Source organism: Flavobacterium taihuense (assembly GCF_019351435.1).
GTDB classification, from domain to species: Bacteria; Bacteroidota; Bacteroidia; order Flavobacteriales; family Flavobacteriaceae; genus Flavobacterium; species Flavobacterium taihuense.
In genome coordinates, this window is record NZ_JAHWYN010000011.1 from 41,329 (window position 1) to 53,371 (window position 12,043).

Sequence of the window (12,043 nt, forward strand, 5' to 3'; positions counted from 1 at the left end):
ATATTTGAGTACCATTCGTATTAAAAATTAATTCATAAAGGAATGAATACTATTTTTAGGATTATCGAAATATTCAAAGAATTTTTTCTGGAAATTGGCGAGCTGTCTGATTTTGCGGGTCGTTTTTTTAAGGAAGTATTCAAGCGTCCTTTAGAATTCAAAGAATTTCTTAGACAGTGTTATAATATGGGCAACCGCTCCTTGCTTCTTGTTGGGGTTACGGGATTTATTATCGGATTGGTATTTACTTTGCAATCCAGACCCACTTTGCAACAATTTGGAGCTGTTTCTTGGATTCCCGCTATGGTAAGTGTTTCTATTATTAGAGAAATTGGTCCGATCATTACGGCTCTGATTTGTGCAGGACGTATCGGTTCAGGAATTGGTGCCGAACTGGGTTCGATGCGTGTGACCGAGCAAATTGATGCGATGGAAGTTTCAGGAACAAATCCTTTCAAATATTTAGTAGTTACCAGAATATTGGCGACCACTTTGATGTTGCCAATTTTAGTATTTATAGGTGATGGCGTGGCGCTTTTGGGTTCCTTTTTGGTTGAAAATTTAAAAGGAGACGTTTCTTTATTGCTGTATTTTACTCAGGTTTTCAATCATCTCGAGTTTTTTGATGTTATTCCCTCAACAATTAAGTCTTTCTTTTTTGGTTTTGCCATTGGGCTTGTTGGTTGTTTCAAAGGATATTATTGCAAAAAAGGAACGGCAGGAGTGGGACTGGCGGCTAATTCGGCGGTAGTTTTTTCTTCGATGTTGCTTTTTATTATTGACTTTATAGCGGTTTTTGTTTCTAATGTTTTTTATGATGTCTAGCGCTATGGAAAACAATATAGACAATACAAAATCGATAGTAGTCATCAAAGATTTGAAAAAAAGTTTTGGTGATAATTGCGTATTGGATGGATTTAATTTGGAACTTTTTCAAGGAGAAAACCTTGTTGTCATGGGAAAATCAGGTTCGGGAAAATCGGTTATGATCAAATGCCTAATCGGATTGGAAGAACCAGATGAAGGGAGTATTGAAGTCATGGGAAAAGACATCAAACAACTTTCTCGAGAAGCTCTGGATGAACTTAGAACCGAAGTGGGATTTCTTTTTCAAGGGAGTGCTTTATATGATTCGATGTCGGTTCGCGAAAATTTGGAATTTCCTTTGAGACGGCACACCAAAAAATTTGGAATTATTCAAGATACAACTCCTTTGGTAATGGAAGCATTGGAGAGTGTAGGATTGGCCAATACGATTGACTTGATGCCCAATGAACTTTCGGGCGGTATGAAGCGTAGAATTGCCTTGGCGCGAACGTTGATTTTGAAACCAAAAATCATTTTGTATGATGAGCCAACAACAGGACTGGACCCCATTACCTCAAAAGAAATTTTAATGCTGATGGTGTCTGTTCAAAAAAAATACAATACTTCGTCCATAATCATAACGCACGATGTGGATTGTGCCAGAATGATTTCGAATCGGATGATTTTATTAATTGACGGAATTAATTATGCCGAAGGAACTTTTGAAACTTTATTAAGTTCTAAAGATCCAAAAGTACAAGCTTTCTTTAAATAAGTATAAAAATGGAAAAAACTGCTTCAGAGAAAATTAAATTAGGCCTTTTTGTTATTTCAGGACTGATGCTCTTTATTCTTGTCGTTTATTTTATTGGAAACAAACAAAAAATGTTTGGAAGAACCGATCATCTCACGGCTGTTTTTAGCAATGTAAACGGATTGCAATTGGGAAATAATGTTCGGTATTCGGGGATTAACATCGGTACAGTTCGAGGGATTGATATGGTAAATGATACAACCATCAATGTGGATATGATTATCGATAAATCAATGTTTCCGCACATCAAAAAAAATGCTTTGGCAAGTATCGGTTCAGATGGTTTGGTAGGGAGCATGGTAATCAATATCGCCCCGGGAAAAGGAAATCAACCACATATAGAAGCTGGCGATGTAATACAATCGTCTGGTCGCGTTCGTACCGATGATTTGTTGAATACGTTGAGTGTCACCAATAAAAATGCCGCTTTACTCACGGTCGATTTGCTTAAAATCACCAAAGAAATTACTCAAGGGAAAGGAACTTTGGGAACCTTAGTCAATGATACGCTCATGGCGTCCGATTTGAAAAACACTATGAATTACTTAAAAATGACAAGCAAAGGAACCACGGAAACCGTTGAGAACTTAAATAAAATGGTTATGGCTTTGGGAGATAAAAACAATGTGATTGGTGTTTTGAATGATCCGGCTGTTGCCCAAAAAATAAAAAGCATTGTAATCAATTTAGATCAATCCAGCCAAGAGATTAACAAAGTGGTAACCAACTTAAATGCCACTGTTTCGAACATCAAAAACGGAAATGGAGCTATCAATTATTTGTCAAACGATCCGAATTTGGTCAAAAAAATAGATTCGACCATGACCAATTTAAATAAAGCAACAATTCTCTTGAATGAAGACCTTGAAGCTATGAAACATAGTTTTTTATTAAAAGGTTATTTTAAAAAACAGGAAAAGGCCAAAAAGAATGCTAATGGACTTTAAATACTTTTCAATCCTTCCATTAACAAATCAATATCTTCTTTGGTGTTAAAATGACTGAAAGAAATACGAATACTTGGTTTTTTTAGATCATCATTCGATAACATTTCGGCTAGTACGTGAGAAGGTCTAATGCTTCCGGATTGACAGGCACTGCCTCTGGAAACGGCTATTCCTTTCATGTCCAAATGAAACAAAAGCATAGCAGTTTTACTTTCGTCAAAAGGTAAAATTACATTGAGTAAATTGTAAAAGGTGTTTTCTCCATTGATTTTAAAATCAGGAAAATCGGTTTTTAGTTTTTTGATAGTATAGTTTTTCAATGATGCAATGTAGTCGCTTTCGGTTTCCAGGTTTTGATAGGATAGTTCTAGAGCCCTTGCCATTCCTGCAATTTGATGAATGGCTTCAGTTCCTGGTCGTTGTCCTTTTTCTTGCTCCCCACCAAAAAATAAAGGTTGCAATCCAGAATTTTTTCGGACAAAAGCAAAACCAACTCCTTTTGGTCCGTGAAATTTATGGGCACTGGCGACAATAAAATCGATTGGAATATCTTGCAAATCAATTTTGGTTTTCCCGATGGATTGTACGGTATCCGAATGAAATAAAGTATGGTGCTCTTTACAAATCTGGCATACTCTATCGAGATCCAAAATAGTTCCTGTTTCATTATTGACATGCATTAAGGAAACCAAAGTCTTTTTTTCTTCCGATAGTAATTCGACCAAATGGGTTAGATCTACTTCGCCATTGGGTTTGATTTTTACATAATCGACTTGAATGGAGTACTCATTTTGTAAAGCTATCGCTGTATGTAATACCGCATGATGCTCTATTTTACTGGTAATTATTCGGGTTACTTTCAAGTCCTTTACAGCTGATCTCAAAATCCAATTATTGGCTTCGGTACCACAGGAAGTGAAAATAATTTCGGCAGCCGTAGCATTTATTTGCTTGGCTATCGATTTTCTGGAAAGCTCCAAAATACTTTTGGCATTGCGTCCCAAACTATGTGTAGAAGACGGATTACCATAATCCTCGGTCAATATTTTGGTCATTTCTGCAATCACTTCAGGATGAAGTTGTGTGGTTGATGCATTATCAAGATAAACTTTTTTCATTGTTATTTAGATTTTGAATCCTCAACAATTGTTTGGGATTTGTGTTTTTTGCCAAAAATTATTTTCTTGTTAAAAACAATAATGGAGACCAAAATTAAGGAATAAGAAACCATTTGAAGCAAAGTAACTTGCTCTTTAAAGTAAAAAATAGCCAGGCAAAAATTGATGATGGGATTGATGTACATCAAGATACCCACAGTTGATGAGTTGATTCCTTTTAAAGCATACAAATTTAGAAAAAGGGGGATAATCGTAAAAAATACGACGATGCATAATAAGCAAGTATAAAATAAGGGTTCTGTTGGGATAACGCCACTGTATCTTGGATAAAATGGCAAAATGAGTAAAGCAACAAAAAGCAATTGAATGTTCAAAACCAGAAATTTATCAATCTCACTATTCTTGCGCTGACTGACCAAGTACAAAGCATAAGTTGCAGCAACAGCCAAACTGTAAAAAATGTCTTGAAAATGATTGATTGACAATAAGGTACAGCTTATAACACTTATGGAAACCGCTAACCATTGCCATTTACTTAATTTTTCGTGCAGCAAAAAGAAGGCGAAAACAGTTGTCAAAATGGGGCAAATCAAGTATGCGAGAGAACCCGCCTTGACACTCACATGATTGACAACATAAATAAAAATAAACCAGTTGGAAGCTAAAATCATTGCCCCAACTAAGGTCAATACAATAATATTTCTTTTTCTTTTTGAAGGCATTTCAGTAAAATCATTCCAGTTTTTGCGAATACTCTTTCTTCTAAAAACGAGATTTATGGCAGTCATGGTTAACACACTAAAAAATACACGATAAAACAAAATATCCAAAGAAGGATAACTCGATATGGGTTTTAATGCAAGACTAAAAAAGCCCCAGATAAAAAAAGCGCAAAAAGCGGCGAGGTAGTATTTGTATTTTTTCATTGAAAAATTAAATTCGTTGCAAAGATAAGGATTTCTGCAGCGAATGGATTTTAGAAAATAATTATTCATGGAGTAGGTTTTTTGAAAAGAGATACAGATTGCATAAATTCACTCAGATTTATCGGTGATATTCCGTGTAATATGTGTTAAAAAGAACCTTTTTGTTTCGTAAAGTTTAAGAAACAAATTAAAAATTCTATTTTTGTTCAAAATAAAAAATAATGAAACGATTTTTAGGAATTTTAACTTGTGTGATTGCTTTTATGGGCTGTGATGATGGAGATTTGATCGTAGATACCATTGATTTTACCGATGTTACCACAAGCAGCTGTTCGGACAATAATCTTCTTTTTAAACTCAAAGAAAGCGAATCTTTGATTCTGAATATTCCGGAAGAAACTTTTACGGACAATGCCACTGAAGCGGACAAACCAATAAAATTAAATGTTAGTTCAACAAACCAGGTGGTTTATACTTTTTATGATGGTAAAGTTGCTTCAGGAAATATTTGTAATTTGATTCCTCCGGCAACTCCCAATATAAAGAATCAATGGGAAGCCTCTTCGGGGGTTATTCAAATTACGACAACAGCCGTTAAAAAACTGAACGAGACCGATAACAGTACCCGAATTACGGGATATAACAACAACATTGTTTTCAAAAACATTACTTTCGATAAAGGGAATGGTACTAGTCAGTTTTATGAGACTTTTTCTTTTGGAGATTACGTTAAAACAGTAAATCCATTGCCTTTTGGTTTCAACGAACTTTTGAATATATGTACAACTAGTGGCCAAGTTTACGATTTTAGTGAAAGTGAAGCTTTTACACTGGATATTGATCCTGCTTTAATTGCGAATGAGGTTACTCCTGTTGGTTCGCCAAGAACTGGAGTGATAGGACTTGTTAAAAACAAACTAATGTACCGTTTGTTTAATGGTGTTGTGCCACCAGCTTATTTTTGTCAGGCGACAGATCCATTATTGCCTACTGTTAATCAAACATGGTTAGGGAAAGAAGGGGGTGTCATCGAGGTAACAACTACCACAAATGGGCCAAATAGTTTTGTACACTCCATTATTCTTAAAAATGTAACACTCGAAAAAGGTACTAATAATTTTCAATTGGGGAACAGTTACAAATATGGTGAGTTACAAACGATCAAATCATAGATAACTTCAAATAAGAAAAACGTCAATATTGAAATTTTAGTATTGACGTTTTTTTATGGAGTTAGTGGACTTATTTATTTTGCTTGAAATATACTTCGGTGGCACCTGCACCGTATTTTTGGTAATTGGCATCCTGAAAAACGATATTGTCATAACGCCCAAACAGAAAATCCAATTCGGCTTTCAACACGCCTTCGCCCACACCGTGGATGAAAACAATCTTCGGAATACGATTGCGAATAGCAAATTCAATATGGCGTTTTGCCGTTTCCGATTGTAAAGTCAATATATCGTAATTCGACATTCCCCGTTTATTGGGCACCAGTTTTTCGATGTGCAAATCAAACTCAGGAACCGGTAATTCGTGCTTGTCTTTCTTCTCTTTTACAAAACTTCGTGGTTTCGGAATCTCTTTTTCTTTTGCGACTTCATTGATATTGAAACCTTTTATTTCTTCCATCAAGTTGGCAGATTCTCCTATTTTTAGGAGTTCATTTGTCGAAAAATTCATTACAAAGCCATCGGCAGTTTCAATAGTGACCACTTTGTCTTTTACCGATACGACAATGCCGTCCACCGCTTCATCCAATACAGAAACTTTATCCCCTTTTTTAAACATCTTCTTCTTCGTTTTTATCTTCGTTTTTACTCGGCGTCTTACTGCTCAATCGCATCATTCCCATCATAAAGACAACAATGGCAATCACCATTATGTATACATTTTTTTCGGCACTTGCTTGCTCGTACAACGCTATACCAATGGCTACAGCCATCAATAGGATTATAAATTTTTTCATCATTTCATTTTCAATTCCCAAAAATACTAAACTTTTTGACTTATTGGGATGAAAATAAACGGAGTTATCATAGAAGAACTTAAATACTCAAAATTTAAAATTGCAAAAATCTTTAATCTTTTATCTAAAATCTGCAATCTTGCTATAGGCGTATCCTTGTTATAAAAAACTGCGTTCGTCCCTCTCTTATTTTTTGCAACAAGGTCGGGCTTTTGGCTTTATCTTTATTTTTTAAAGGAAAAAAATAAAGGATACCGCCGCAATCCGTTACGCAAAGTGTTTTCGATAAGGAAGTTTGTTTAAAATTAACTCTGAAGACACTCCTTAACCATTTTCTATCTGATAAAATAATAAAAAATAGATGAATTAAATTTTTATAAATAATTTCTAATTTTTGTAAGATTAGTAATATAATTTAAGTATAAACGATGTATTTTGTCGATATTATTAGGAAGTAATCTTGTTTTTTTTAACTTTGAAATATAGTTGTTTGCATATAAAGTGTTTTCGAGTTTAAATATCGTTTCTTTTTATTTTCCCAAATTGCTAAATAAAATTATAAAGTCTAACAAATAAATTAAAATCAAAATGCATCTAATTCTAGAACTCGGCATAGTTGCTGGTATTTTACTTTTAGCATTACTAATTTCTTTTGCAAATAAATTAAATCAAAAATCTGAGCGATAAAAAATCATGGATAGAATGACTTTAAATGAAAATTTGATTAGATTTAATTTATTGTCAAATTTGCAAAGTACAACTCGTATCGTAGAATTCCTTTAAACTGAGCCACGCAGCAAAAGGAGTAATTCCAAAACTAATAAAAACCACAAAGTAATAAACTATTATTTTGTGGTTTTTATGTTTTTAGAGAAAGTATTTGTTTACTGTTATAAATATTTTTTTTCAGAAACAATATTGTTGATGCACAAATAACTCATAGTCATTTTCATTTATTCCAATCAATTTTTCTGGAGGAATACATTACGGCTGCTAGTATGCCAAATAAACCGATGCTTCCGACTAATAAGGCATAATTTTCCAGCTGAATGATTACATAGATGAAGGTGTACAAACCTGTGAGTGATGCGGCGATGAGCATTGGGAATTTGTTTCCTTTTAATATCGAAACGGAGTACAGCGATATCAAAGTGATGACAGCAAGGGCGGCTATTAAGTAGGCTTTCATGAAACTACTGTGTTCAGTAATGGAAATCAATAAGGTGTAAAATAAAATTAGCGCTAGCCCAATCATCGAATACTGGAAAATATGTATCCTGATTTTACTGATCGATTGGATTAGGAAGAAAATTAAAAATGTCAAGCCAATTACGAGAAAGCCATATTTAGCGGCTCTTTCGTTTTGTTGGTATTGGTTTACTGGAATCACGAAATCGACTCCAAAAGCATAAGTACTTAAATCAGGTAAAGTTTCAAAAAATTGTTGCGAAAATGCTCTGTTGATATGGAGAATTTTCCAATTGGCCACGAAACCGTTACGGTCAATTTTTTTGCTCTTGTCATCAGGAAGAAAATTACCGGTAAAACTTGGTGAACTCCAGTTGGATTGCATGTTCAGTTGTGTAGTTTTACCAATGGGAACCAATTTTATTTGTTTGCTTCCGTTGTAAGTGATGTCAAAACCAAAGTTTGTTTTGTCGGTTTTTAAAATGGTTTTCAAGTCAATAAAACCAGTTTCCAATGCTTGGGTGGTATCGTTTGTGTTGGTGCTAAAAACGGGTTCAAATGTGAATTTGTTACCCCCAAGATTGATTTTGACCTCGTCTTTAATACTTTTTAGATTGGTGGTTTTTATCAAAATAGTGGCTTTGTTCCATTGAATATTTTCGGTTGGGATGTTTTTGTTACTGAAATCAGGCTGGATATAATGACCTTCAAAATTCATTTTAGAACTATATACTACCGATTCATAATTGTTTCGATTAAGCACTTTGGTTGTTACATTGGATTTGGCTTTCAATTCTTCCGGAAATAAATAGGCGTATTTGGTAATCGCTTTTCGTTGTTTTACTGTTTCGTTGGTTTTTTGGTTGATGGACAACGTTTCGTCAAAAGTGATGTAAGGCACTTTTAGAATTGGTCCATAAAAATAGATACTTTCGCCCCATTTGTCATTGATTTCAGAAATGACTTCTTCCTGACGTGTTGAACGTTCAAATATCAAACTTTTGACAAATTCCAACGGAATAAGTAATAGGAGGGTTAGCATTCCTACCATAATCATTTTGGCAGTATTGGATTGAAAAAAAGAAGTTGTGTTTTGGTTTTCTGGTGTTTCCATGTTCTTTGTTTTTTGTAGTTAAAAATTAAAGGAGTTGAAGTGTTTTTAGAATGCTGAAATACAGGAATGCAATAGGAATGTTGCTGATGAGAATTGCAATTTTGAGTCCAATGTATTTTCGCTGTTGGGGTAAAATATAAAAATGGTGCAACAAGTGAGTGAACATTATTGCATTCAGCGGCAAGGCCATAATAATAAAGATACATCCGATGATAAAAACAAAAGAAGTGTCCTGCAGGGTTAGAAAAAGAATTAAAAAGAGTGTACCAATGGTAAAACAGCCAACGGCAAGTTCTGTAGAAGTTCTGCCTTCAAAAGGTTCTTCTTGGGAGAGGTTTGTTTGCATGATTTAATTAGAATTTATGGTTGAATAGATTTTTTTCAAGGAATAAAATAAATAGATATAAGCTCCAAAATAGAAGGAAAACAATAGCGCATGTACCGACAATAAAGAAGTTAGAGTATCACTAATCAATTTTATGGGATTACTTAGAATATCCCAACTGTTGTATCGCAGAATTCTGCCGAGATAAATTCCGATGCCACATAAAAAACAAATTATTGGCATCATTAGGTGAGTAATAAGGGATGAAGTGTAATTTTTTATAATCTTTTCAAACTCTAACAATGAAATCATACCAACTGCAAATCCAATTAACGCATACGAACTAAAGACTACCAAATCAAACCAAATTAAATGATTGCTTGATTGGGATAAATGAATCAAATCGGTTAAGATGTAAAATGAATTGGGCAAAAATAGAAGCCAGGCAAAAAGAAGCAAAAAGGTCCTAAACTTACTTCTTTGTAAAGAACTTTGAGATTTCAAATAACTAATGAAAAAATAGGGAATGAATGCCAAAAATAGGTTCCAAACCAAGAAAAAGAGGTAAATGGAATGGGTTAGTTTTACTCGTATAATTAACAAGCTGAAACAGTAGATCGTAAAGAGAAGCAAGACACTGTTAATCTTGCGGTTGCTGTTGAATAATTTGAAGAGGAGTTGCATAATTTAAAGTTTTATATTTAATGAGATGTTTAATCATCGACTAAAAGTACTTTGAAATTCAAAGTAAATAATTAAAAAAATAGCTTATCGTTTTTGTATTAATTTTTCGAGTGCTTCAATATGGTTTTGGAATGCTTTGCGGCCTTCTTTGGTTGCTCTGTAGCTTGTATTTGGTTTTTTGCCTATAAATTGTTTTTCAATAGCAATATAATTCTCTTGCTCTAAAGCTTTGGTATGACTGGCGAGATTGCCATCAGTAACGCCAAGTAATTCTTTCAAAGTACTAAAATCTGTCGATTCATTGACCATCAAAACCGACATGATTCCAAGTCGTATACGGTGGTCAAAAGCTTTATTTATATTTTGAATAATGTTTTTCAAATCTTAGTAGGTATCTATAATTGTAGTTACTATGTTAGAATGTTTCAGGTTTGATGGAGCTATAACGCTCTCATTAAGTGGAATTGTATTCCCATATCGTTCGGTTAATAAGACTTGAACTTTCGGATCTTTTAGATTAAAATTTTTCAGCTTCTGGAGCGGACACAATTCGATTCCAGCTCCATTTTTGTATATTTTCCAAACCAATTCGGAGCAATATATTTTATCATCAGACCATTCAAAATAATGATCATAGTCTTTATTCTGCAACAGATTAGCATAGTCCTTCATCTTTTGTACCTTTTGCGGATTCAAAAGCAAAGAAGCATTTTTTATTCGGGTAACCACAAAATGACCCTCTTTTCCTCGATTGATCCAAGCTTCAATTGGGGTGTATTTTACAGGTTGCACGGCTTCAAAAACATATTTTTTGCCTTTCTCAATAAATACAATACCGCAATGCGAAAACTTGGAATTTGTTGCTATTCGAATCGCTTCACTTTGTCTGGATTGGGAAGTTTGAAAAATCATATCGCTCTCTTGTATTTTGTCTAAAATACTTACCGCTCGAGTACCAAAAATAATATTCCCAAACATGGAATTTGCGATGAATAAAGCACATCCAAAACTCATCAAAAAGGTTATTATAGCAAAAATATATTTTGTTTTTTTCATGCTTCGTTCTTTTTGGATTGTATTCTTTTTATCTAAAAATCAATTTTCGGTCATATTTAAAATACATCATGCTTCCGTAAATGATATGGCAAATTCCAAAACCTAAAGCCCAAAATTCCAGTGCATATCCAGATAATTCAGTAGAAATAAGGCCCAAGATTATAATAGTGATACCCAGATAGCGAACATCTCTAAAAGTGTATTTACTCGCATTTACACAAGATAATCCATAAAAAATCAAAGTTACAGGTGCTATTAAACCGTAATTTCCGTTTCTTAATAATAACAGTCCAAAAATTCCTCCTGTGACTAGTGGAATCATGAAATTGATTATCAGTCTTTTGGAAGTGGAATTCCATATGGTTTCTCCTTCTCTTTTAGCTTTGTTAAAGGTAAGTAATGAAGCCGTAGTTATCGATAAAAGTAATACAACAAAAGCAGTCAAAACAATCAGTTTGAAAGTCGTACTTTCCAGCGTGATAATATTGTTATAGTTCGTAGTATCGTAGTTGTTTCGAATCAATTCATGGCCTATATAGGCGCCTATCAAAGCATATATGCCAGCCATTATTCCAGCTAAACCACTCAAAGAAATAAACTGCGATGATCTGTTCATCATGTTCTTGATGTCACTAATGTCTTGTAAATATTTATCTTCCATGCATAAAGTACTTTGAATTACAAAGTAAATAATAAAATTCAAGAAAAACAATACTTTTTTATTATTTTTATTAGATGAAAATTACGGATGAATATATCTACCGCCAACCCGAAAAGTTCAGGTCAATTATCCTGCATCTAATAAGTGTGTTTGAGCGGAAAATCCCTGAATTGGAGTTACTTTTCAAATGGGGAATACCTTATTTCTATTATAAGAAAACCCCTTTCTGTTATTTTGCTCCCAATCATAAAAGGGGATTTGTAGATGCTGGTTTTGCTAGAGGATTTCAATTGGTTGGAAACCAAGACTATCTTATCGGGGAAAAGAGGAATACAGTAAAGTCGCTTCGGTATTATAATTTAGAGGATATTGATAATGCTATTTTGGAAAATATAATTAGGGAAGCAGCAACTTTGTACAAATAAAAAAATCTC

15 protein-coding genes are annotated in these 12,043 nt (G+C 33.9%); 5 read left to right on the plus strand and 10 right to left on the minus strand.

The genetic code is table 11. The features are described 5' to 3' along the window. The first annotated feature begins 42 nt into the window (after positions 1-42). The 3 genes from KZH69_RS12970 to KZH69_RS12980 are packed head-to-tail and all read left to right on the plus strand — an operon-like array spanning position 43 to position 2,568. The gene (locus tag KZH69_RS12970) at positions 43-825 is read left to right on the plus strand and encodes an MlaE family ABC transporter permease (RefSeq protein WP_219317900.1); all 783 of its coding nucleotides are present in this window, start codon (positions 43-45) and stop codon (positions 823-825) included. 4 nt (positions 826-829) lie between these two features. Continuing rightward, on the plus strand, positions 830-1,582 hold the full coding sequence (locus KZH69_RS12975; RefSeq protein WP_219317901.1) for an ABC transporter ATP-binding protein: 753 nt from the start codon (positions 830-832) through the stop codon (positions 1,580-1,582). 8 nt (positions 1,583-1,590) lie between these two features. Beyond that, entirely contained in the window at positions 1,591-2,568 is a 978-nt protein-coding gene (locus tag KZH69_RS12980; RefSeq protein WP_219317902.1) for an MlaD family protein, read from the plus strand. Here KZH69_RS12980 and KZH69_RS12985 read toward each other — a convergent pair. Next, complete coding sequence (locus tag KZH69_RS12985) at positions 2,565-3,686, minus strand: cysteine desulfurase family protein (protein WP_219317903.1); 1,122 nt, start codon at positions 3,684-3,686, stop codon at positions 2,565-2,567. The genes KZH69_RS12980 and KZH69_RS12985 overlap by 4 nt on opposite strands. A gap of 2 nt (positions 3,687-3,688) precedes the next feature. Next, a complete protein-coding gene (locus KZH69_RS12990) occupies positions 3,689-4,681 on the minus strand; it encodes an EamA family transporter (RefSeq protein WP_369410664.1) in 993 nt (330 codons plus the stop codon). Positions 4,682-4,833: 152 nt separating this feature from the next. Here KZH69_RS12990 and KZH69_RS12995 point away from each other — a divergent pair, with 152 nt between their 5' ends. Beyond that, complete coding sequence (locus tag KZH69_RS12995) at positions 4,834-5,784, plus strand: hypothetical protein (RefSeq protein WP_219317904.1); 951 nt, start codon at positions 4,834-4,836, stop codon at positions 5,782-5,784. A gap of 70 nt (positions 5,785-5,854) precedes the next feature. On the opposite strand, the gene KZH69_RS13000 is transcribed toward KZH69_RS12995, so the two are convergent. The 8 genes from KZH69_RS13000 to KZH69_RS13035 form a co-directional block, all read right to left on the minus strand. Further along, complete coding sequence (locus tag KZH69_RS13000) at positions 5,855-6,403, minus strand: DUF8465 domain-containing protein (protein WP_219317905.1); 549 nt, start codon at positions 6,401-6,403, stop codon at positions 5,855-5,857. Beyond that, a complete protein-coding gene (locus KZH69_RS13005) occupies positions 6,396-6,581 on the minus strand; it encodes a hypothetical protein (protein ID WP_219317906.1) in 186 nt (61 codons plus the stop codon). Before KZH69_RS13005 ends, KZH69_RS13000 begins: the two co-directional genes overlap by 8 nt. 949 nt (positions 6,582-7,530) lie before the next feature. Next, a complete protein-coding gene (creD, locus tag KZH69_RS13010; protein ID WP_219317907.1) occupies positions 7,531-8,883 on the minus strand; it encodes a cell envelope integrity protein CreD in 1,353 nt (450 codons plus the stop codon). Between the two features lie 25 nt (positions 8,884-8,908). Next, the gene (locus KZH69_RS13015; protein WP_219317908.1) at positions 8,909-9,229 is read right to left on the minus strand and encodes a hypothetical protein; all 321 of its coding nucleotides are present in this window, start codon (positions 9,227-9,229) and stop codon (positions 8,909-8,911) included. Between the two features lie 3 nt (positions 9,230-9,232). Then, a complete protein-coding gene (locus KZH69_RS20700) occupies positions 9,233-9,892 on the minus strand; it encodes a DUF1361 domain-containing protein (protein ID WP_219317909.1) in 660 nt (219 codons plus the stop codon). An 84-nt stretch (positions 9,893-9,976) separates the two neighbouring features. After that, the gene (locus KZH69_RS13025; protein ID WP_219317910.1) at positions 9,977-10,273 is read right to left on the minus strand and encodes a winged helix-turn-helix domain-containing protein; all 297 of its coding nucleotides are present in this window, start codon (positions 10,271-10,273) and stop codon (positions 9,977-9,979) included. 3 nt (positions 10,274-10,276) lie between these two features. Then, positions 10,277-10,948 (minus strand): YiiX family permuted papain-like enzyme, encoded by a 672-nt coding sequence (locus KZH69_RS13030; RefSeq protein WP_219317911.1) that lies wholly within the window; start codon positions 10,946-10,948, stop codon positions 10,277-10,279. Positions 10,949-10,976: 28 nt separating this feature from the next. Then, positions 10,977-11,609 carry a hypothetical protein gene (locus tag KZH69_RS13035; RefSeq protein ID WP_219317912.1) on the minus strand — a complete coding sequence of 211 codons (633 nt, stop codon included), beginning with the start codon at positions 11,607-11,609 and terminating at the stop codon, positions 10,977-10,979. A gap of 74 nt (positions 11,610-11,683) precedes the next feature. On the opposite strand from KZH69_RS13035, the gene KZH69_RS13040 reads away from it, so the two are divergent. Next, positions 11,684-12,034, plus strand: coding sequence for a DUF1801 domain-containing protein (locus tag KZH69_RS13040; RefSeq protein WP_219317913.1), 351 nt, complete (start codon positions 11,684-11,686; stop codon positions 12,032-12,034). Positions 12,035-12,043 lie beyond the last annotated feature (9 nt).

Excerpts from the sequence above, each read along its gene's own strand:
- KZH69_RS12975 (WP_219317901.1), top strand. The coding sequence starts at position 830 with ATGGAAAACAATATAGACAATACAAAATCGATAGTAGTCATCAAAGAT.
- KZH69_RS12995 (WP_219317904.1), top strand. The coding sequence starts at position 4,834 with ATGAAACGATTTTTAGGAATTTTAACTTGTGTGATTGCTTTTATGGGC.
- KZH69_RS12980 (WP_219317902.1), top strand. The coding sequence starts at position 1,591 with ATGGAAAAAACTGCTTCAGAGAAAATTAAATTAGGCCTTTTTGTTATT.
- KZH69_RS13000 (WP_219317905.1), bottom strand. The coding sequence starts at position 6,403 with ATGTTTAAAAAAGGGGATAAAGTTTCTGTATTGGATGAAGCGGTGGAC.
- KZH69_RS13005 (WP_219317906.1), bottom strand. The coding sequence starts at position 6,581 with ATGAAAAAATTTATAATCCTATTGATGGCTGTAGCCATTGGTATAGCG.
- creD (WP_219317907.1), bottom strand. The coding sequence starts at position 8,883 with ATGGAAACACCAGAAAACCAAAACACAACTTCTTTTTTTCAATCCAAT.
- KZH69_RS12985 (WP_219317903.1), bottom strand. The coding sequence starts at position 3,686 with ATGAAAAAAGTTTATCTTGATAATGCATCAACCACACAACTTCATCCT.
- KZH69_RS12970 (WP_219317900.1), top strand. The coding sequence starts at position 43 with ATGAATACTATTTTTAGGATTATCGAAATATTCAAAGAATTTTTTCTG.
- KZH69_RS13015 (WP_219317908.1), bottom strand. The coding sequence starts at position 9,229 with ATGCAAACAAACCTCTCCCAAGAAGAACCTTTTGAAGGCAGAACTTCT.
- KZH69_RS13030 (WP_219317911.1), bottom strand. The coding sequence starts at position 10,948 with ATGAAAAAAACAAAATATATTTTTGCTATAATAACCTTTTTGATGAGT.
- KZH69_RS13040 (WP_219317913.1), top strand. The coding sequence starts at position 11,684 with ATGAAAATTACGGATGAATATATCTACCGCCAACCCGAAAAGTTCAGG.
- KZH69_RS20700 (WP_219317909.1), bottom strand. The coding sequence starts at position 9,892 with ATGCAACTCCTCTTCAAATTATTCAACAGCAACCGCAAGATTAACAGT.
- KZH69_RS12990 (WP_369410664.1), bottom strand. The coding sequence starts at position 4,681 with ATGAATAATTATTTTCTAAAATCCATTCGCTGCAGAAATCCTTATCTT.
- KZH69_RS13035 (WP_219317912.1), bottom strand. The coding sequence starts at position 11,609 with ATGGAAGATAAATATTTACAAGACATTAGTGACATCAAGAACATGATG.